Here is a 19101-nt window from a genome sequence, read left to right on the forward strand (position 1 = left end):
TCGTTGAGCGACCGTTTCGAAGTCGTCATCGTCGACGATGGCAGCTCTGACGACACCGCCTTTCGCCACCCAGGGTGCGACTGCGGCGGCGGTGTCGTCAGAGCTGCCATCGTCGACGATGACGACTTCGAAACGGTCGCTCAACGATTCGAGCTGCGGCAGCAGCCGGGCCAGCAAGGTCGGCAGGTTCTCGGCCTCGTTGAAGGCCGGCATGACACAGCTGATGGAGGGTCGTGCGGGGCGGGAAGCAGCAGCTTGCATGAAGGCAGACGTGGCACCAGAACAGGCGGCACTTTACGTCGACTTCAGCTCGGGAAATCGTTCTTTCAGTGCCACGATCAGCGCGCGCGCCGCATCGGGCGTGTCGGGCAAGGGGTGCAGCTCTTCCTTGATGCGCTGGATGTCGCCCACCATCTGGCACAGCTGCTCGAGCGCGTGCTCACCGTCTGCGCCCAGCTTCTTGGGCTGCACGCTCGCCACCAGTGCGAGCAGCAGGTCGCTGATCACGCCGATCTGCTTCCCGTACGAGGCCACCTCGCGCAGCACGCGCACTTCGGTTTCGTCGTCGCCGGCCTTGGCCAGCAGGCTCGGGTGTATGTCTTGCGTGACCGCGCCGCTGAAGGGCCAGTGCACCTCGGGGTTGAAGTTGAGCCAGGACATGCGGGCCTCCCGTGCAGTTGAAGTCGCCATGGTGCGGCGCAGCATGTGCGGCGTCAAGCCATGCGAAGCGCCGCTCCGACACAATCGCAGCACCTGACTTCAGCCGTCTGCATGCTCGCCACCCGCTTGCTCGCCACGCGTATTCAACAGTACCGACACGCCGCTTTGCGCGACGACCTGGTCGCGGCGGTGGTGGTGGCTGTGCTGCTGATTCCGCAAGGCCTGGCCTATGCGCTGCTGGCGGGCTTGCCACCCGAAGTGGGCCTGTACGCCAGCCTGGTGGCAATGCTTGCGTATGCCGCGCTGAGCTCCAGCAGCGTGACCTCGGTCGGCCCCGCCGCCGTGCTCGCCCTGATGACGGCGCAGGCCATGGCGCCTGCAATCGGGCCTGGTGGCGTGAGCCCCTCGGCGGCAGCGCTGGTGCTGTCTGCCGAAGTGGGGCTGCTGCTGGCCGCGGCCGCGGTGTTCAAGCTCGATGTGCTGGCCTCGCTGCTGAGCGCGCCGGTGCTGCAGGGCTTTTCAACCGGCGCCGCCGTGGCCATTGCGGTGTCGCAGCTGCCGGCCTTGCTGGGCAGCCCGGCGCCAAGCACGAACGCACGCGCGATCGTGGCGGCGTGGTGGCAGCACGGCCTCGGGGCTCACGCAGCGACGGCCGCCTTCGGCATCGGCGCGCTGGCCTTGCTGGTGCTCGCGCGGCGCGGCTTGCTGCGCTTGGCGAGCCGCTACTTGTCACGCGAGCATGCGGTGCTGGTCGGGCGGGCGTCGCCCTTGGGGGTGTTTTGCGCCGCCGGGCTGATGGCCTGGGGCTTCTCGGCTGCGTCGCACGGCGTGGCGTTGGTCGGTGCACTGCCCGCCTTGAGCCTGCCTCTCGCGCTGCCGCCTTTCGACGCCGCGCTGTGGGCGCTGCTGCTGCCCGGCGCATCGCTGATCGCACTGGTCACGTTCGTCAGCAGCTTCGCCGTCGCCGAAAGCCTGGCCTTGCAGCGCGGCGAGCATGTGGACGGGCGGCGGGAGCTGGCCGCACTGGCCGCGGCCAACCTGGCCGCCGGGGTGGGGGGCGGCATGCCGGTGGGGGGCAGCTTTTCGCGCAGCGCGGTCAATGCCGAGGCCGGCGCGCGCACGCGCATGGCCGGCGTGTGGGCCGCGCTCTTCATGACGCTGGCGGTGCTGCTGCTGGCCGAGCCCCTGGCCTGGCTGCCGCGTGCCGTGCTGGCAGCGAGCATCGTGCTGCCGGTGCTGTCGCTCGTGGAATGGAGCGCCTTTGCTCGCGCCTGGCGCTATTCGCGCGGCGAGGCGCTGCTGATGTTTGCGGTGGCTGCGCTCACGGTGCTGCAGAGCACGCAGTGGGCGCTGGGCGTGGGCGTGCTGGTGTCGATCGCGCTGATGCTCAAGCACGTGGCGCAGCCGCATGCTGCGCTCATTGGGCGCGTGGCCGGCACCGAGCACTACCGCAACGTGACGCGCTACGCCACCGAGCTCACGCCGGGCGTATTGAGCCTGCGCATCGATGAGAGCCTGCTGTTCATCAACGCGCGTCTGCTGCTGGGCGTGGTGGCGCGCCAGCTCGACGCCTACCCCGACACGCGACGCGTGCTGTTGCAGATGACGCCAGTCAACCGCATCGACCTGAGTGGCCTGGAGGCTCTGCGCGCGCTGCAAGCCGTGCTGCTGGACCGAGGCATACGGCTCGACCTGTCGGAGGTGAAAGGCCCGGTGCTCGACGCGCTGCGCGCTGCCGGCTGGTCGAGCTGGTTTCAAGGGCGGCTCTTTCTCAGCCACCACCACGGCGTGCACGACGAGCAGGGCATGGCGCCCTGAGCGCCTGGGCGCTATCGAAAGGCCCGCACCTCGGCTCCGGTGAGGGTGCTCAGGCGGGCACCAAGGATGGACGCATCGGTCGCGTCGGTGGAGCTGGCCACCTTTATGCGCTTGCGCTCACCAAGGCTCAGGTAAACATGCCAGGTCTCCTGCGAATCGCCACGCTGCTCTCGCTGGATGGCGATGGCGCGTATGGCATCGAAGCGGGCCAGCACGCGACCGCGGTTGGTCACAGCGCGCAGGCGCAGGTCGGCCACGGTGTCGCGCCCACAACTGCGCCAGACCAGACGCGTATTTTCCTGGGTGAGCATCTCGATGTCGCTCTCACCGCTGAAAACCCGGCGCGCTTCGGCAAGAAAGGCGGCCCCGACCTCGCTCGCGAAACGCCACATGTCGCGGCTCATGTGTGGTCCTTTCCCTTCAAGGCTTTCATCATCGGCGTGTGGGCCTGTACGCAGCCCCGGATTACCCCATATTCCATCGCTTGCGGCAACTTGCACCCGCAGCTGGCGCTCCCTCCGTCGATACACTGGCCGACCGCTCGCACCGCCTTCACCACCCGCGCCGCTTCTCTCCATGACGCCTGTCTTGCCTGCCCCTGCGCGTCAGCCCTTGCGCGACCCCACCCTGTGGTTTGCCCTCGCCATGGCGTGGTGCTGGGTGTTGATGCCCGCCCTCATCAACCCGGGCCAGCAGGGCGACCACTTCGAGCAGTTCACCTGGGCGCACAGCATGGAGTGGGGCTACCACAAGCACCCGCCTTTCCCCACCTGGCTGCTGTCCATCGCGATCAAGCTTTTCGGCCCGACACCGTATGCGGCCTACCTGGTGGCGGCGCTGATGGTGACCGGCACGGCCGTGTTCACCTACCTGCTGGCGCGCGCGCTGCTCGGCGCGCGCCTGGCATCGCTCGCCACCGTGCTGTGGGGCCTGCACTGGGCCTTCAGCTGGAAGGCGCAGCTGCTCAACCACAACTCGGTGATGATGTGCTGCATTGCCGCCGCCGCGTGGTGCGCGACGCAAGCGGTGCAGCGCCGGGCGCCTGAAGCGCGAGCCTGGCACTGGTGGATCTTGCTGGGCTTGGCGAGTGGCCTGGCGCTGCTGTCCAAGTACCAGTCGGCGATACCGCTGGTGGGCGTGATCCTCGCGCTGTGGCGCGCCGGCCATCTGCGCACGCGCGCCAACCTGTGGGGCCTTGTGCTGGCGGTGGCCATCTCACTGCTGGTGTTTGCGCCTCATGTGGTGTGGATGGCCCAGCATGACTTCGTGACGCTCAAGTACGGCACCAGCACGCTGCACCAGCTCACCGCAGGCGGGCGCGTGCGCAAGCTGCTGTCGTTCACCGCCTTGCAGGTGCGCATGCTGCTGTGGGTGCTGCTGTGCATGGCGGCAGTGGCGCTGTGGTTGCGCGGCACCGCACCACAGATTGCCGACGACGACGGGGGTGTGAGCGACCCCGAGCGCAAGGCCTGGCTGCTGGGCTTGCTGGTGTGGCCACTGACGGTGCTGGCCGCACTGTGCCTGGCGCAAGGCGTCAACCTGCAAGACCACTGGGGTTTTCAGGCGGTTCAGTTCGTGAGCCTGTGGCTCGCCCTGCGGCTGCGCCGCCTGGGCCCACCCGCGCTGCCACGGCTGGTGCTGCTGGCACTCGTGACCCACGCGCTGGCCATGGGCACCTACTCGCGCTCGGTGTGGGACCCGCGCACGCTGGCGCATCGCGGCCGGCCCGACCAGTTCTACCCGGCGCAGACGCTGGCCGATGTGGTGATGCGCGAATGGAAGCGCGTCACGCCCTGCCCCTTGGCATACGTGGTGGGGCCGACCTACGAAGCCGGCATGGTGTCTGTGTACTCGGGCCAGAACCCGGTGGTGTTCGAGGGCGGTGTGCCGGCGTACTCGCCCTGGGTCGACCTGGCCGACCTGAAACGTGCGGGCGCGGTTTATGTATACAGCCAACCACCCGCGGTGTTGCCCGGGCCAGCGCTGTTGCACCAGCAGGAGTTCAAGCTGCCGAGCCAAGACCTGTCGCTGTACGACGTGTACTGGACGGTCGTCGCGCCCCAGGGTTGCCGCTGAAACTGCGGGCGAAAACGACAGACGAAAAAAGGCCCGACCTTGCGGGCCGGGCCAACGCTCTTCCTCTTAGCCGCCACCGCCGTATGTCGGTAAAGCGGTGGTGACTCCGTGGTAACCGGCACACGTGGCGCCGGTCACCGCGACTCGGGCTGCTTCGGGGGTCTGGTGTGACACGATCCCCCAACCGCAGCAAAACCTCTCCGCCTCAGCAGCCCGGGCCGATCACCACCAGGCTTCTGCCTGGACGCCAATCGACGTGCCTGCTGTCTTGTCGCCAAACACGGCCTTGGTGTTGCCACCCAGGTTGAGGCGTGCAGCCTCGTTCCACGCGGCATGCGTCAAGAACAGACGCACCGTCGGGCGTGAACCCGCTTCCTTGCCAGCCGAGGCTGCAACTGCCGCGGTCAGCTTGGTCATGTTGAGCTTGTCGCCGCCGTTCTCAGGCTTGACCTGATCGTGGCCGGCTTCCACCAGGAAGCGGAATGGCCCGCCGATCCAGGTGTCGGCACGCGCACCGACGGTGAACCACTTGTTGCCACCCGAGGCTGCGCGCTTGGCCACGCGGTACTCGGTGATGAAGTCGACTGCCGTGGCACCAAAGTTGGCGCTTTGCTGGAACACGCCGCGGGTGTTCTTCGACTCGCCCATCTTGTCGTGCTTCACACCGAACAAGGTGTTGCCGCCGAGGATGGTGCCGTTCAAGGTCTGGTAGATGCCGACCGCCAGGCCACTCGGCTGCGAGGCCGGTGCGATCGGCGCGCCTGTCGACTGGTCATCGCTCTTGAGTTGCTTGGACGGGGTCACGTAGATCGCCAGCTCACCGTTCGGCACGTCCTTGATGCCGGTCATGCGGATGGGCAGCGAGAACCGGTTGTTGGTGACCGCCGTGCCTTCCGGGGCCAGCGGATCGCGGATGCCGTAGTTCGGGTCCATCATGAAGGCCACGCTGAGCTTGCCCACGCCCAGGTCCATGTCTTCAAGGCCGGCGCCGTTGCCGTCATTGTTTTCAAGGAACTGGTCGTTGATGCCCGTCTGCAGACGGTTGTAGAAGCGGCGGCCCGCCCAAACGCGGCCATTGGCCAATTGCGAGATGTTGCTGCCGTAGGCGTAGATCTGGCCGAAGCGCGTGGTCAGGGTGTCGGGGCCGTTGCCGGCACTGCCGCCCTGGCCCGACTCCCAACCCTTGTAAACGCTAGGCATCACACGCACATGCCAGTCCGAGCCTTCGTACTCGGCCAGCTTGGCGTCGAACGTGGGCTCAACCACGTAGTCGCACTCGTTGCCGAGGCGGTACTTGGTGTCGGCGCCGGCCAGGCCGAAGCAGACCTGGTTGCCGCCGCGGGTGTTGATGCCCACGCCAGCGCGCATGTAGCCGGAAAATTCAATCGGGGGTGCTGCCAGAGCGGAACCGGCTGCGCCGGCGAGCGTCAAGGCAATGATCAGAGGCTTCTTTTTCATGGGGTCTCCTAGTCTCCTGTTGGTTGGGGGGTTCGCCAAATTGGCGGCTTTTGGTCGGCAAGGCCGGCCAAAACGGGGAGGCGCAGGCATGAGCCGGCGCACGTGTTCTGTGAGTCCATCAGTGCAAAGCGAGCGCATGGCCGCTTTCGTTGAAGAGCAGCGCGCGCGCGGCGAGCGGCGCGATGCCGATGTCTTGCCCCGCGCTCAGGCCGAGGTGGTCGGCGGGCAGGCGCAGTGAGACGGTGTTGTCGGTGCCGCGCAGGGTGGCGTGCACGATGATCGAGTCGCCCAGATGCTCAAGCAGGTCGACGCGCGCGGCCAGGCCGTCTTCGGTGCGCGTGAGCGCCAGGTGCTCGGGGCGTATGCCCAGCACCAGCGCCTTCGATTCGAGCTTGGGCAGGTCGCCGGGCAGGCTCAGCGTGCCGGCCTGGTCGACACGCAGCAGCACGGCATGGCCGGGGCTGGCTTCGGCCGTGCAGCGTATGAAGTTCATGCGCGGCGAGCCGAGGAAGCCGGCCACGAACTGGTTGGCTGGCTGCTCGTAGAGCGCAAGCGGTGGCCCCATCTGCTCCACGCGGCCGGCGTTGAACACCGCGATGCGGTCGCCGAGCGTCATGGCCTCCACCTGGTCGTGGGTCACGTAGACCATGGTGTTGCCGATTTCCTTGTGCAGCTTCGACAGCTCTATGCGCAACTGCACCCGCAACGACGCATCGAGGTTGGACAGCGGCTCATCGAACAAGAAGACGCGCGGCTTGCGCACGATGGCGCGGCCTATGGCCACGCGCTGGCGCTGCCCACCCGACAGCGCGCGCGGCTTGCGCTCCAGCAGATGGGTGATCTGCAAGATCTCGGCCGCGCGGCCGACAGCCTGCTGCACATCGCGCTTGGGCTGGCCAGCGAGCTTCAACGCAAAGCCCATGTTCTGGGCCACCGTCATGTGCGGGTAGAGCGCATAGCTCTGGAACACCATGGCCACGCCGCGCTGGGCGGGCGGCACGTCGTTGATGAGGTCGCCGCCAATGCGAATGTCACCCTCGGTGATGTCTTCCAGCCCCGCGATCATGCGCAGGAGCGTCGACTTGCCGCATCCCGAAGGGCCCACGAAAACGGCGAACTCGCCGTCGGCGATGTCGAGGTCAATGCCGCGCAGAACTTCGACATCGTTGTCGTAGCGCTTGCGGATGTTGCGCAGGGTCAAGGCGGCCATGTCAGCGGTTTCCCTCGATGAAATTGCGGTACCAAGCCGCGCTGTCTTTTGGGGTTCGCACCTGCGTGGCGTAATCGACATGAACCAGGCCGAAGCGCTTGTCGTAGCCCGAGTTCCACTCGTAGTTGTCGAGCAGGCTCCAGTAGAAGAAGCCGCGCACGTCGACGCCGCCTTCCATCGCGGCGCGAATCGCGGCCAGATGGGTGCGCATGTACTCGATGCGCGGCGCGTCGGCCACGCGGCCGTCGACCAGCGCGTCGGCATGGGCCATGCCGTTCTCGGTGATGTAGACCGGGGGGAGCTTGTAGTCGCGGTTCACCTGCAGCAGCAGCTCGGTGAAGCCCTGCGGGTAGTTCTCCCAGCCCATGTCGCTCACGCCCTGCAGGGCGGGCGCGGGGTGCGGTGGCTCTTCTGCGCTGGCCCAGATGCGGGTGTAGTAGTTGATGCCGAGGAAATCGAGCGGCTGGGCGATCAGGTCGAAGTCGCCATCGCGCACCGTCGGGTAGATCGTCACGCCAGGCGCCTTGGGGTAGCGCTTGAGGAAGATGGGGTCCATGAACCAGCGCACGAAGAGCGCGTATTCACGCTCGGCCAAGGCGGCGTCGGCGGCGCTCTTGGTGGCAGCCGACACCGACGACTGGTTGAGCACAATTCCGAGCGGCGTTTTCACGCCACTGGCGCGCAACGCGAGCAGAGCCTTGCCGTGCGACAGCAGCAGATGATGTGCGACCTGAATGGCAAGCTGTGGGTCGCGCGCACCGGGTGCGAACTGGCCGACGCGGTGGCCCAGGTGCGCGGTGCACCAGGGCTCGTTGTGCGTGCTCAAGCTCGCCAGTCGGTCGCCCAGGCGCTGCCCCATCACGTCGGCGTAGTCGGCAAAGCGGTCGGCGGTGTCGCGCGCGCCCCAGCCACCCTCGTCTTGCAAAGCTTGCGGCAAGTCCCAGTGGTAGAGCGTGGCATGCGGGGCAATGCCTTTCGCCAGCAGGCCGTCGACCAGCTTGTCGTAGAAGGCCAGGCCTTTCTCGTTCCACGCGCCCTTGCCCGCCGGCTGCACGCGCGGCCAGGCGATGGAGAAGCGGTAAGCATCGACCCCCAGGCTGGCGATCAACTCGATGTCTTGCGGGTAGCGGTGGTAGTGGTCGCAGGCGACATCGCCGGTGTGGCCCTGGAAAGTGGTGCCTGGGGTGTGCGAGAAGGTGTCCCAAATGGACTTGCCACGGCCATCTTCGTTGGCCGCGCCTTCGATCTGGTAGGCACTGGTGGCGACGCCCCACACAAAGCCGGGAGGAAATTTCAACTGGGTCACGCGTCGAGTCCTTGTGTGCAAAAGATGAAGACGAAATTCGGGTGAGCGGCGTTCAGGCCTTGACCGCACCGGCGGTCAGGCCTTCAATGAGCCGGCGCGAGGCCAACGCGAAGATCACGAGCAGCGGCACCACGGCGATGGACGAGCCGGCGCAGATGGCGCCCCAAGGTGTTTGCCCCGTGCCTTGCAACGCGCGCAGCGCGAGCGGCACGGTGTACATCTCCATGTCGCGCATCACGATGAGCGGGCCCATGAAGTTGTTCCACGAGCCGATGAAGGTGACCAGGCCCAGCGTGCCCAGGGCCGGCCCGATGAGCGGCAGCACGATGCGAAAGTAGATGCCGAACTCGCTGCAGCCGTCGATGCGCGCAGCGTCGATCAGGTCGCGCGGAATGGCCGAGGCGATGTACTGCCGCATCATGAAGATGCCGAGTGCGCCGCAGGCTGCCGGCACGATGAGCGCCTTGGGCTGGTTCATCCAGCCGAGCCAGCTCATGGTGAGCGCGGTGGGGATCATGCCCACGAAGCTGGGCAGCAGCATGGTCGCCATCACGAACAGGAAGAGCTGCTTTTTGTACTTGAACTCGAACATCGCGAAGGCGTAGCCCGCCAGCGAGCAAAACAGCAGGTTGGCGGCGGTGACGGCCAGCGCCACATACAAGCTCCAGCTCATGTTTTGCCAGAAGTACGGCAGGCGCACGAGCAGCAGCTGCACGTTGTCGAGGAAGGCCGAGCCGAACCACAGGGGCGGTGGCAGCGACAAGATTTCTCGGTCGGCATGCGTGGCGAACACGAACATGAAATAGAAGGGCGCCAGCATGATCAGCGCGCCGCTCAGCACGATGGCGTAGGCGCCCAGCTGGGCGGGCTGCAGCCGGTGCGAGCTCAAGCTGGCGGCGCTCATTTGGCGGCCCCTTCGCGCTGGCCGAGCAGCAGGTTGTTGAGCCAGGTGACGCCTGCAATCAGCATGAACAGCAGCCAGGCGATGCTCGACGCGGTGCCGAAGTCACCGTCGATGAAGGCGGTGGCGTACATGTGCATGGCTGCCGTCTTGCCGGCCTGATCGATGCCGCCCGTGCCCCCGGTCAGGATGAAAGGCTCTTCGAACAGCTGCAAGTTGCCGATGATGGTGAGCGTGACGGCAAAGAAGATCATCGGCTTCAAGAGCGGCAGCACGACGTAGCGAAACTGCTGGCGCGGCTTTGCGCCATCCATGATCGCGGCCTCGAACAGGTCTTTCGGGATGGTCTGTATGGCCGAGAGGTACAGCACCGTGTTCCAGCCCACATAGCGCCAGAACACCACGAAAGAGATCATCCACTTCGTGTAGTACGGCTGGCCCCAATCGACGTTTTGCGTCGGCAGCAACCAAGCCAAACCCGGCACGTGAGCGAGCGAGGCGATGGCGGCGTTCACCACGCCGTAGTCACGCGAGAAGAGGGTGGAGAACACCAGCGAGATGGCCACGCTGGAGGTGATGAAGGGCAGGAAGTAGACGCCCACCACGGCGTTGCGCCAGCGCTTGAACGCCACATGCAGGAAGTAGGCGAGCGGCAGGGCCACCATGTGCTGCGGCACCCCCGAGACGATGGCCAGCCACAAGGTGTTGTAGAGCGACTTGTGGAACCAGTCGTCGTTGGTGATGACGTAGATGTAGTTCTCAAGGCCCACCCAGTTCATGGCCGCCAAACCCGCGGCGGGCTCCCATCGGTGGAACGAGAGGTAGATCGAGAACAGCAGCGGGAACAGCCCGAACACGCAGAACAACACGAAGAACGGGCTGATGAAGACATACGGCGCCACGTCGCGGAACGCCAGGCGCTTCTTGCGGCGCGGCGGCGCGGCCGCCGCGCTGGCAAGCGCTTCAGGGATCAGGGGTTCTGACATGGCCGGCATGGCTGCAGGTGTGCTTGGCGGGGCGGGGTGGGCTGCGGGAATTCCGTTCGCACCGAGCTGGTCGAAGTGCCCGCACCGCGGCGCACGCTGATTTCGACCGGCTCAGCCCGAACGGAACGTTCAACGCTCAGCGGCGCACGCGCTTCTTCAGAGCCGCCTGCGCGTCAGCCAGGGCGGTCTTGATGTCTTTGTCTTGCTCAAGCACCTTGTCGAGCTCGGCATTCACCACGTCGTTGGCAACCGGGTCGTACTTGTCGACGGCAATCGCCTGGATCTTGTCGGCCGCCACCTTCCACAGCTGGCGGGCCTTCTGGCCGCCCAGGTACTCAATGGGTTCGTCGAGGAAGGGGTCGTTCTGCGCTTCGATGAGGGCCGGGAAGCCGTCGAGCTTGCGGAAGGCTTCGAGCTGCATCTCCTTGTTCAGGCTCATGAACTTGATGAACTCCCAGGCCGCGGCCTTGTGCTCGGCCTTCTTCGGGATGGCGTAGAACGAGCCGCCCCAGTAGCCAAACGCACCGTTGGGCAGCTGGGCCGAGCGCCACTTGCCGGCCGACTCCTTGGCGAGCCAGTTGTTGAGGTGGCCGGCCAGCCAGGCGCCCATCATTTGCGAGGCAATCTTGTCGCGCTTGAAGCCTTCGCTCCACTCGTTGGACCAGGCGGCGATCTTGCCGTCGATGCCGGCGGTGCGCGCCGCCTTGGCCAGCTCGAAAGCCTTCACGAAACGGGTCGAGGTGACCAGCGGCGCACCCTTCTTGTCGAAGTAGATGCCTTCGCCGTCTTTGAGGCCGGTGCGGATGTAGATGTCTTTGATGTCGACGGCGTTGCCCAGCATGTAGGCGCCAGTGGCGGCCTTCACCTTCTTGCCGGCCTCGATGTAAGACTCCCAGCTCTTGGTGAGATCGGCCTCGGTGACGCCGGCCTTGTCGGTCAGGTCCTTGCGATAGAACATGGCGCCCGGGCCGATGTCTGCCGGCATGCCAGCCAGCGCACCCGTGCCGCTCATGCCCTGCGGAATGGTGAACTTGGCCAGCTTGGCGCGGTACTGCAGCGCGTTGTACGGGGCGCGCCCCAAGTCTTCAAGGCCGCCCGATTCGGCGAACTTGCCGATGAAGCCGTTGTCGACCGCCATCACGTCAGGCAGGTTGGCGCCGGTGGCCAGGGCCGTGGTCATCGCCGTGTGGTGATCAGCATAGGCGAGGCTCGCCAACTTGATCTCGATCTCGGGGTGCAGCTTCTTGTACAGCGGGATGGCCGCCTTCACCGCACGGTCGAAGTCGGGGAACGAGGCCACGGTGAGGGTGGTGGTGGTCTGCGCCTGCGCGCCGGCAGCGACCAGCGCAGCCACGGCCAGCATCAACGGCTTGATCAGATTCTTCATGTCTTGTCTCCTCGCCTTTTAGGCATATAGGTCGATGCCAGTTTTGACATCGTTTTCACAAACAAGCGCACATGTAACGACATCACATGCACTTTCGAGCCCGCTGCCTTTGAAATTAGCGCTTCGGGGGCCATTCGGCTCTCGGAGCGCCCGACACCTCAGGGCGGAACTCGCTGTAACTTGATTTCTCCTGAAATCGATTTCAGGATGGCGGGTATTTCATCGCTGGCCGAAACGGGTGTCAACGCTGGAAACCCGAAAACGCAACGAACCTAGGGAAAGCACGGGGCCGGTGCCGTTCAGCCTGGTTTCAGCGGCGGTTCGCTGGCTATTTCGGGGCGGCCGGCAGCAGGGTGCGCAGCAAGGGCGCCCGCCATTCGAGCGAGCGCGGCTCAAGCACGCCGAAGCCTGACGCGAGCTCCCAATAGGCCCAGCTGAAGCCGCGCGCTTCGGCCTGCTCGCGCACCGCTTTCGTCCAGGCCAGGCGGCTGGCCTCTTCGGCCTTGGAATAGGCGCCGAACTCGCCCAGGAAAACCGGGCGCTGCTCGCGCCGCGCCCAGTCGGCCACGCCGTCGAAGGCGTCGGTGAGGCGCCGCATTTCAGCCGGCGTGGCGCGCCAGGTGGTGCCCATCCAGCCGCCCGCCCCGCTCACCCACTCGGCGCCCTGGTGCGTCACTTCCATCGGCTCGTAGTAGTGAAAAGTGACGATGAGGTTGCGGTCGTCTTTCGGCAACGCGAGGGTGGCCAGCGAGGCACGGCTGTTCCACTCGGAGCCACCCACGATCAGCGTACGCTGCGGGTTGCTGGCTCGAATCACCGGGAGCACGGCGGCCAACGTGCGGTTCCATATTGGCTGGGTGAGGGCGCGGTTGGGCTCGTTGAGCACCTCGAAAATCACGCTGGCGGGGGCGTCGCGGTAGTGCTCGGCCACCTGCTTCCACACCCCCAGAAAGCGCGGCAGCTCAACCTCGGGCTCGGTCATCATGCCGGCGTAGTGGTGCATGTCGAGGATGACGGCCAGGCCCTTGGACTGCGCAAGCTTCACCACCCCGTCCACACGCTCAAAGAACTCGGGGTCTACTGCATAGGGCGGCTGGTAAGCGGCGCGCGCATCCCAGCGTATGGGCAGGCGTATGGCGGTGAAGCCGGCCTGCGCCGTGAGAGTCACGAACTCGTCGCGCAAGGCCGGGCCGGCCATGCCTTCGCGGGCGTGGTCGAGCATGTTGCCGAAGTTGATGCTGCGCTCGAGCAGGCGGTTGCAGCTGTCGGCGCGGGCCTGTGGCGGCTGCTCGAAGCTGCAGGCCTGGGCCGGGGTGGCGACCCCCAAGAGCGCGGCGCAAAAGGTCGCGCAAATCGTCGACCAAAACGCGGCTGAAAGCGTGTACATGAGGTCTCCCGAGGCCAAGGCTTGCGCCGAAAAGTTCTGAAAACGTTATCATGATCGCGCCGCCTGCCAAAATCGTGGCCAGCCTGTTGAAACGTTTCTCGACCTCGCCCGTGACCTCTTTCGACGACCCCTCCAGCACCGCCAACCCCTTGCCTGAAACGGTGACCTTGCTGGACGTGGCCCGCGAAGCCGGGGTCTCGCCCAGCACGGTGTCGCGCATCCTCAACGGCACAGCGAAGGTGGCCGCCGACAAGCGCACGGCGGTTGAAAGCGCCATCCGCAAGCTCGATTTCAAACCCAACCTCTTTGCCCGCAGCCTGAAGACCGGCACCACCATGACGGTGGGCATCCTCACGCAAGACATCGAAAGCCCGTTTTTCAACCGCGCCATGAGGGGCATTGAAGAGGGGCTGACCAGCAGCGGTTACGCGCCCATCATCGTGAGCGGCCACTGGAATGCAAAGGAAGAAGCCGAGCGCATACGCCTGCTGCTGGCGCGGCGTATTGACGGCCTGGTGATCCTGACCGGCCACCTCGACGACGCGCAGATCATCGAGTTCGCACGCCACCAGCCCATCGTGGTGACCGGCCGCAAACTTGAGGCACCCAACGTGCGCGCGCGCGCCCTCGACCAGGAGCAAGGCGGCTACCTCGCCACACGACACCTGATCAGCCTGGGCCACAAGCGCATTGCACACATCGTCGGCCCGCTGGACCATGTCGACGCCGCCGAGCGCCTGGCCGGCTACCGGCGTGCCCACGAAGAGGCGGGCCTGAGCATGTCGCCCGATCTGCAGGTGCAAGGTGACTTCCTGGAAAGCGGCGGTCTGCTGGCCATGAACCGTTTGCTCGACAGCGGCCACACCTTTACCGCGGTGTTCGCCGCCAACGACCAGACGGCTTTCGGCGCCCGGGTGGCGATGTACCGCCGCGGCATACGCGTGCCCGATGACTTGTCTCTGGTGGGGGTGGACGACCTGCCTGCCGCGGCCTACCTCACGCCACCGATCACGACGGTGCGCCAGCCGATCTACGAGATGGGGCTGTTTGCCGCGCATGCGCTCTTGAACATGCTGGGGCACGCCGTGCCCGAGGTAGAGCTGCCGCCGCTGGAGCTGATCGTGCGAGAAACGACGCGGCGTTTGTAGCCGGTACCCGAGAGGCAAAAGCCGCTCAGGCTGAACGGTTTTCGCCGGTGAGGCGGCTAACCCCTCACTGCGGCGTCTTCGATTTGCTGCTGCACCTTGCGCGCACCACGCAAAACGAGTGTCTGGTCGAGCATGGCCTGCGGCGCAACCGCCTGCGCCACTTCGTCCAGCGAATCCGGGTCGTTCATCAATGCATTGGCCATGGCCGAGAGTGCACAGATCGAGCGGCGCGGCGCTTGGGCCGGCAGCTGACGCAGGGCGTTCACCCGCACGTGGTGGCGCACGCTGGCCACGGCGGCAGGGCCCAGGCCCCAGCTTTCGCACAGCGAGGCGCCGAGTGCGTCGTGGCTCACGCCAAAGGCTTCGTATTCACGCTCGACCAGCTCGGTGTCATTGGCAGCGGCCTGCAGCATGGGCTTGTAGACCTCAGGAGCATGCTTGAACAGCACCGCCTTGCCGCATTCTTCAAACAAGCCGGCCGAGTGCGCGCCCCAGGGGTCGACGCTCAGCACCTGACCAATGCGACCCATCAGCAGGCCGCGCACACTGGCGCGCTGCCACACGGCATCGAGCTCAGGCGAGGCCGGAAACACAGCACGCAGGCCAAACTCAAACGTGACCGCCGCCACCTCGCGCGTGCCGAGGTACATGACCGCCTGCTGCACGCTCTGCACCCGCCCCTTGAGGCCGTAGAGCGAGGAGTTGACCGCTTTCATCACCGCGGCCGCGAGCGACATGTCTGATTCGACGAGACGCCCCAGCGTGGGCAGGTCCACATCGTCTTCTGCCAGCAAGAGTGAGAGCTTCACCAGCACCTCGGGTTGGGCGGGCACGTCGATGTTCAACGAGCGGAGTTTGGGGTCGACAGGCATGGGGGGCGTCCGGGTGTAGTCAAGGCTTCAAAGAACATGCTACGCACGGATGAGCCCGGCGATCAAGCGAACAGCCACCCCTCTCCGGGTCTGCAAATCGCTTCGGAAACCACTAACACGCCCGTGCAAATGCCTTCATATACTGGTGAACTCCAGGGAAAACAGGTCTAAACCCATGACCATCAAGCTCGCCAAAAGCGAACAGACACTACAAGCCATCCTTGAAACTGCCCTTCGACTCGCCGTCGTGGAGGGCCTGCATGCCGTCACGCTAGGCGAGGTGGCCAAGCGCATGGACATCAGCAAAAGCGGCGTCTTTGCCCGGGTGGGCTCGCTCGAATCGCTGCAAAGCAAGGTGATCGTCGAGTACGGCCGCATCTTTTCCGCCAACGTCTTTCTGCCTGCCTTGAGCGCGCCGCGCGGCCTGCCGCGGCTCAACGCCATCATGCGGCTGTGGATCGGTCGTGGCACCGGCGAGAACGCCATGGCCGGCGGCCTGCACACCGCCGCCGCCTTCGACCTCGATCACGTGCAGAGCGGCCTGCGCGACCAGTTGCTCGAATCGGTGATGGACTGGCGGGCGCAGCTCAAGCGCTGCATCGTCCAGTGCATCGAAGAAGGCCATCTGCGGCCCGACACCGACCCGCTGCAGCTCACCTTCGAGATCAACGGCCTGATGGTCGGCTTCCTGCACGACGCGCGCTTCGTGCGCGACCCAGCCGCCCACGACCGGGCCACCTCGGCCTACCTGCGCCTGATCTCCACCTACCGCAGTTTCAGCTACACGGGCTGATGCGCGTTCTGGTGCTCGGCGCGGCGGGCTTCATCGGCTCGCATCTGGCTGCCACGCTGCGGCAGCGCGGCAGCCTGCGGGGCCAGGCCATCACCGAGCTGCTGCTGGCCGACAACCGCCCGGTGACGGGCGGGTTGCGCGGCGACATCTGCGACGCGGCCTTCCTGCAGCGGCTTTTCGCGCGGCCGGTCGACGCGGTGTTTCACCTCGCCGCCACGCTCACGCTCGACGCCGAGATGGACTTTGCACGCGGCATGGCCGTCAACGTGCAGGCGCTGATGCAACTGCTGGAGCACTGCCGCGCCCAGGCCCGGCCGGCGTCGCTCGTCTTCGCCAGCTCCATCTCCACCTTCGGCGGACCGCTGCCCGACACCGTCGACGACCACGTGGCGCAAACGCCGCAAACCTCGTACGGCGCCCACAAGGCGATGGCCGAGCTGCTGATCAACGACTACAGCCGCCGCGGCTACCTCGACGGCCGAGTGCTGCGCCTGCCGGTGGTGCTGACCCACCCGGGCCCCGCGAGCGGCAGCGTGTCGGACCGGCTGGCGGCGCTGATCCGCGAGCCGCTCAACGGCCGTGATGCCGTTTGCCCCTGGGCTGCCGACACGCGTGTGCCGGTGACCTCGGTGCAGTGCGTGGTGGACAGCTTTCTCGCGCTGCACGAGCTGCCGGCCAGCCGCTTCGGGCCCACGCGGGCGATGAACCTGCCCTCGCTCACCGTCACGCCGGGCGAGATCGCGGCCGCCGTGCAGCGGCGCGGTGCCACCGGCCGCATCACCTGGCAGCCCGATGCGCAGATGCAGGCCATCGTCGACGGCTGGCCGCGTGCTTTCACCTCGGCGATGGCGTTGAGCCTGGGCCTGCGCGGTGACCGCCACATCGACGACATCGTCACTGCTTATATGGATCGCCATGCCTGACGCCGCACTGCCGGTGTGCATCGTCGGCGCCGGCTCTTCAGGCGTGACGCTGGCCAAGGCGCTGAAGGAAAAGGGCGTCGCCTTCGAGTGCTTCGAGATCGGCTCCGGCATAGGCGGCATGTGGCGCTACGAAAACGACAACGGCCTGTCGTCGGCCTACCGCAGCCTGCACATCGACACCAGCCGCCACAACCTCGGCTACTCCGACTTCCCGATACCCGAGAGCTACCCCGATTTCCTTTCGCATCACGAGGTGCTCGACTACCTGGACGCCTATGCCGAGCGGGCGGGCGTGAAGCAGCACATCCGCTTCAACACCAAGGTGGAAGACGTGAGCCCGGTGGGCGACGGCACATGGAACGTGCGCCTGGCCAGCGGTGAGCACAAGCGCTACCGCGCCGTGCTGGTGGCCAACGGCCACCTGTGGGACGCGCGCCTGCCCGACTTCGCCGGCATGTTCGACGGCCTGGCCATGCACTCGCACCACTACCGCACGGCCGATCCGTTCAAAGACAAGCACGTGCTGGTGGTGGGCATAGGCAACTCTGCGGTCGACATCGCAGTCGACGTTTGCAAGTCGGCCAAGAGCACGCTGCTCTCGACGCGGCGCAGCGCCTGGGTCATGCCCAAATACATCATGGGCGTGCCGATAGACTGCTGGTCGTCGTGTCTCATGCGCAAGCTTCACCTGCCCACGCGGCTGGCGCGCTCGGTGATCCAGCGGCTGGCCTTTCTGGCCGTGGGCGACCAGGCACGCTTCGGTGTGCCGCGCCCCGCCCACGCCATCTGGCAGGAGCACGCCACGCTGAGCCAAGAGCTGCTGCCCTGTGTGGGTCACGGCTGGATCAAGATCAAACCCAATGTGCGCGAGCTGCAAGGCAAGCAGGTGGCGTTTGACGATGGCAGCCAGGCGCCCGTCGACGCCATCATCTACGCCACCGGCTACCGCACAAGCTTCCCGTTCATCGCGCCGCAGCTCTTTGCGGTGACTGACGGCGCGGTGTCGCTCTACCGCCGCATGTTGCCGCCGGGCCTGCCGGGCTTGTACTTCGTGGGGCTGGTGCAGCCCATAGGGCCGACCATCCCGCTGGTGGAGATCCAGGCGCGCTGGGTGGCCTCGGTGCTGGCTGGCGACACGCGGCTACCCGACGCGCCCACCATGCAAGCCGAGATCGCGCGCCACCACCGACACCAGGCCCTGCGCTACCTGGGCTCGGCGCGCTACACGCTGGAGGTCGACTTCCGCGACTACGCCCGCCAGCTGGGCGGTGACATGGCACGCGGCCGCGCTACCTGACGAGCGCGTCGTACCCGGTCTTGGCGATGAGGGCCGTGACCACGCAGATGAAGATCACGCGCACAAAGCCCGCCCCGTGCTTCAGCGCGAGGCGGGTGCCGAGCAGGCTGCCCACCACATTGGCCACCGCCATCACCGCCGCGATGTGCCACCACACATGGCCGGTGAAGGCGAACAGCATCAGCGCCGACACGTTGGTGGCGGTGTTGAGCAGCTTGGCGCTGGCGCTCGCGTTGAGAAAGTCATAGCCCAGTACGCGCACGAACAAGAACACGAAGAAGCTGCCGGTGCCCGGGCCGAAGAAGCCGTCGTAGAAACCAATCACGAGGCCGATGGCGCTCGCCACGACCGCCTCGGTGCGGCCGCGCAAGCGCGGTGCGTGGTGGCGCCCCAGGTCTTTGCGCAGCAGCGTGTACGCGAGCACGGCCAACAAAACCAAAGGCAGGGCACGGCGCAAACCACCCGCGCTCACCAACGTCACGAGCCAGGCCCCGGCGAAGCTGCCCACCAGCGCGGCAAATGCCGCCGGCAACAGGGCCCGCCAGCGCATGCTGACCTTTTTGGCGAACTGCGCTGTCGCCCAGGCGGTGCCCCAGACGGCGGCGCCCTTGTTGGTGCCGAAAAGCGTGGCCGGTGCGGCCGCAGGAAACACACTGAACAGCGCCGGCACCAGGATGAGGCCGCCGCCACCCACGATGGCGTCGACGAAGCCGGCAAACAGCGAGGCGAGGGTGACGGTAAAGAGGTCCAGGGGGAGCCCGCGAGGAAAGCCCAGAGAAAAGCGCGCCGCAGAAAACACAAAGGGCGTCAGGTTGCCCTGACGCCCTCGGATTTTGTCATCGGCACGTGCACTTCTTGGGTGCCGGCCTTTGTATGCAA

The 19101-nt window shown here is 66.3% G+C and carries 18 protein-coding genes; 6 read left to right on the top strand and 12 right to left on the bottom strand.

The window, feature by feature from the left end:
• Together AC30QB_RS14170 and AC30QB_RS14175 are read right to left on the bottom strand one after the other, a co-directional pair.
• A partial coding sequence (locus AC30QB_RS14170; protein ID WP_489546876.1) for a glycosyltransferase occupies positions 1-213 on the bottom strand: 213 nt, incomplete at its 3' end.
• A gap of 81 nt (positions 214-294) precedes the next feature.
• Positions 295-660: a hypothetical protein gene (locus AC30QB_RS14175; protein ID WP_489546877.1), complete on the bottom strand. Its 366-nt coding sequence runs from the start codon at positions 658-660 to the stop codon at positions 295-297.
• A gap of 111 nt (positions 661-771) precedes the next feature.
• Here AC30QB_RS14175 and AC30QB_RS14180 point away from each other — a divergent pair, with 111 nt between their 5' ends.
• Positions 772-2478 (top strand): SulP family inorganic anion transporter, encoded by a 1707-nt coding sequence (locus AC30QB_RS14180; RefSeq protein WP_489546878.1) that lies wholly within the window; start codon positions 772-774, stop codon positions 2476-2478.
• An 11-nt stretch (positions 2479-2489) separates the two neighbouring features.
• On the opposite strand, the gene AC30QB_RS14185 is transcribed toward AC30QB_RS14180, so the two are convergent.
• Positions 2490-2882, bottom strand: coding sequence for a hypothetical protein (locus AC30QB_RS14185; protein WP_489546879.1), 393 nt, complete (start codon positions 2880-2882; stop codon positions 2490-2492).
• A gap of 172 nt (positions 2883-3054) precedes the next feature.
• Between AC30QB_RS14185 and AC30QB_RS14190 the strand changes: the two genes are divergently transcribed.
• Positions 3055-4554, top strand: a complete 1500-nt coding sequence (locus tag AC30QB_RS14190) for an ArnT family glycosyltransferase (protein ID WP_489546880.1) — start codon at positions 3055-3057, stop codon at positions 4552-4554.
• 222 nt (positions 4555-4776) lie between these two features.
• On the opposite strand, the gene AC30QB_RS14195 is transcribed toward AC30QB_RS14190, so the two are convergent.
• The 7 genes from AC30QB_RS14195 to AC30QB_RS14225 all read right to left on the bottom strand — a co-directional run bounded on the left by AC30QB_RS14195 (position 4777) and on the right by AC30QB_RS14225 (position 13189).
• Positions 4777-6012, bottom strand: coding sequence for a carbohydrate porin (locus tag AC30QB_RS14195; protein WP_489546881.1), 1236 nt, complete (start codon positions 6010-6012; stop codon positions 4777-4779).
• Positions 6013-6130: 118 nt separating this feature from the next.
• Entirely contained in the window at positions 6131-7222 is a 1092-nt protein-coding gene (locus tag AC30QB_RS14200) for an ABC transporter ATP-binding protein (protein ID WP_489546882.1), read from the bottom strand.
• A gap of 1 nt (position 7223) precedes the next feature.
• Positions 7224-8528 carry a GH1 family beta-glucosidase gene (locus AC30QB_RS14205; protein WP_489546883.1) on the bottom strand — a complete coding sequence of 435 codons (1305 nt, stop codon included), beginning with the start codon at positions 8526-8528 and terminating at the stop codon, positions 7224-7226.
• Between the two features lie 52 nt (positions 8529-8580).
• Positions 8581-9432, bottom strand: a complete 852-nt coding sequence (locus tag AC30QB_RS14210; protein WP_489546884.1) for a carbohydrate ABC transporter permease — start codon at positions 9430-9432, stop codon at positions 8581-8583.
• Positions 9429-10415 carry a carbohydrate ABC transporter permease gene (locus tag AC30QB_RS14215; RefSeq protein WP_489546885.1) on the bottom strand — a complete coding sequence of 329 codons (987 nt, stop codon included), beginning with the start codon at positions 10413-10415 and terminating at the stop codon, positions 9429-9431. Before AC30QB_RS14215 ends, AC30QB_RS14210 begins: the two co-directional genes overlap by 4 nt.
• Before the next feature lie 136 nt (positions 10416-10551).
• Positions 10552-11802: an extracellular solute-binding protein gene (locus tag AC30QB_RS14220; protein WP_489546886.1), complete on the bottom strand. Its 1251-nt coding sequence runs from the start codon at positions 11800-11802 to the stop codon at positions 10552-10554.
• A gap of 328 nt (positions 11803-12130) precedes the next feature.
• The gene (locus tag AC30QB_RS14225) at positions 12131-13189 is read right to left on the bottom strand and encodes a glycoside hydrolase family 5 protein (RefSeq protein ID WP_489546887.1); all 1059 of its coding nucleotides are present in this window, start codon (positions 13187-13189) and stop codon (positions 12131-12133) included.
• Between the two features lie 50 nt (positions 13190-13239).
• Here AC30QB_RS14225 and AC30QB_RS14230 point away from each other — a divergent pair, with 50 nt between their 5' ends.
• Positions 13240-14337, top strand: coding sequence for a LacI family DNA-binding transcriptional regulator (locus AC30QB_RS14230; protein ID WP_489546888.1), 1098 nt, complete (start codon positions 13240-13242; stop codon positions 14335-14337).
• Positions 14338-14393: 56 nt separating this feature from the next.
• Here the strand turns inward: AC30QB_RS14230 and AC30QB_RS14235 are convergent, their stop codons facing one another.
• On the bottom strand, positions 14394-15209 hold the full coding sequence (locus tag AC30QB_RS14235) for an HDOD domain-containing protein (RefSeq protein ID WP_489546889.1): 816 nt from the start codon (positions 15207-15209) through the stop codon (positions 14394-14396).
• Positions 15210-15384: 175 nt separating this feature from the next.
• On the opposite strand from AC30QB_RS14235, the gene AC30QB_RS14240 reads away from it, so the two are divergent.
• The 3 genes from AC30QB_RS14240 to AC30QB_RS14250 are packed head-to-tail and all read left to right on the top strand — an operon-like array spanning position 15385 to position 18222.
• Positions 15385-16002, top strand: coding sequence for a TetR/AcrR family transcriptional regulator (locus AC30QB_RS14240; protein WP_489546890.1), 618 nt, complete (start codon positions 15385-15387; stop codon positions 16000-16002).
• Positions 16002-16925: an NAD-dependent epimerase/dehydratase family protein gene (locus tag AC30QB_RS14245; protein WP_489546891.1), complete on the top strand. Its 924-nt coding sequence runs from the start codon at positions 16002-16004 to the stop codon at positions 16923-16925. Before AC30QB_RS14240 ends, AC30QB_RS14245 begins: the two co-directional genes overlap by 1 nt.
• On the top strand, positions 16918-18222 hold the full coding sequence (locus tag AC30QB_RS14250) for a flavin-containing monooxygenase (RefSeq protein ID WP_489546892.1): 1305 nt from the start codon (positions 16918-16920) through the stop codon (positions 18220-18222). Before AC30QB_RS14245 ends, AC30QB_RS14250 begins: the two co-directional genes overlap by 8 nt.
• Here AC30QB_RS14250 and AC30QB_RS14255 read toward each other — a convergent pair.
• Positions 18215-18973 carry a TSUP family transporter gene (locus AC30QB_RS14255; RefSeq protein WP_489546903.1) on the bottom strand — a complete coding sequence of 253 codons (759 nt, stop codon included), beginning with the start codon at positions 18971-18973 and terminating at the stop codon, positions 18215-18217. The genes AC30QB_RS14250 and AC30QB_RS14255 overlap by 8 nt on opposite strands.
• Between the last annotated feature and the right edge of the window lie 128 nt (positions 18974-19101).

This window comes from Rhizobacter sp., from assembly GCF_046595475.1.
Classification (GTDB): Bacteria; Pseudomonadota; Gammaproteobacteria; order Burkholderiales; family Burkholderiaceae_C; genus Rhizobacter.

Coding starts and splice junctions, on each gene's coding strand:
- AC30QB_RS14200 (WP_489546882.1), bottom strand. CDS start 7,222: ATGGCCGCCTTGACCCTGCGCAACATCCGCAAGCGCTACGACAACGAT.
- AC30QB_RS14235 (WP_489546889.1), bottom strand. CDS start 15,209: ATGCCTGTCGACCCCAAACTCCGCTCGTTGAACATCGACGTGCCCGCC.
- AC30QB_RS14190 (WP_489546880.1), top strand. CDS start 3,055: ATGACGCCTGTCTTGCCTGCCCCTGCGCGTCAGCCCTTGCGCGACCCC.
- AC30QB_RS14225 (WP_489546887.1), bottom strand. CDS start 13,189: ATGTACACGCTTTCAGCCGCGTTTTGGTCGACGATTTGCGCGACCTTT.
- AC30QB_RS14195 (WP_489546881.1), bottom strand. CDS start 6,012: ATGAAAAAGAAGCCTCTGATCATTGCCTTGACGCTCGCCGGCGCAGCC.
- AC30QB_RS14250 (WP_489546892.1), top strand. CDS start 16,918: ATGCCTGACGCCGCACTGCCGGTGTGCATCGTCGGCGCCGGCTCTTCA.
- AC30QB_RS14215 (WP_489546885.1), bottom strand. CDS start 10,415: ATGTCAGAACCCCTGATCCCTGAAGCGCTTGCCAGCGCGGCGGCCGCG.
- AC30QB_RS14175 (WP_489546877.1), bottom strand. CDS start 660: ATGTCCTGGCTCAACTTCAACCCCGAGGTGCACTGGCCCTTCAGCGGC.
- AC30QB_RS14220 (WP_489546886.1), bottom strand. CDS start 11,802: ATGAAGAATCTGATCAAGCCGTTGATGCTGGCCGTGGCTGCGCTGGTC.
- AC30QB_RS14185 (WP_489546879.1), bottom strand. CDS start 2,882: ATGAGCCGCGACATGTGGCGTTTCGCGAGCGAGGTCGGGGCCGCCTTT.
- AC30QB_RS14230 (WP_489546888.1), top strand. CDS start 13,240: ATGATCGCGCCGCCTGCCAAAATCGTGGCCAGCCTGTTGAAACGTTTC.
- AC30QB_RS14180 (WP_489546878.1), top strand. CDS start 772: ATGCTCGCCACCCGCTTGCTCGCCACGCGTATTCAACAGTACCGACAC.
- AC30QB_RS14245 (WP_489546891.1), top strand. CDS start 16,002: ATGCGCGTTCTGGTGCTCGGCGCGGCGGGCTTCATCGGCTCGCATCTG.
- AC30QB_RS14240 (WP_489546890.1), top strand. CDS start 15,385: ATGACCATCAAGCTCGCCAAAAGCGAACAGACACTACAAGCCATCCTT.
- AC30QB_RS14210 (WP_489546884.1), bottom strand. CDS start 9,432: ATGAGCGCCGCCAGCTTGAGCTCGCACCGGCTGCAGCCCGCCCAGCTG.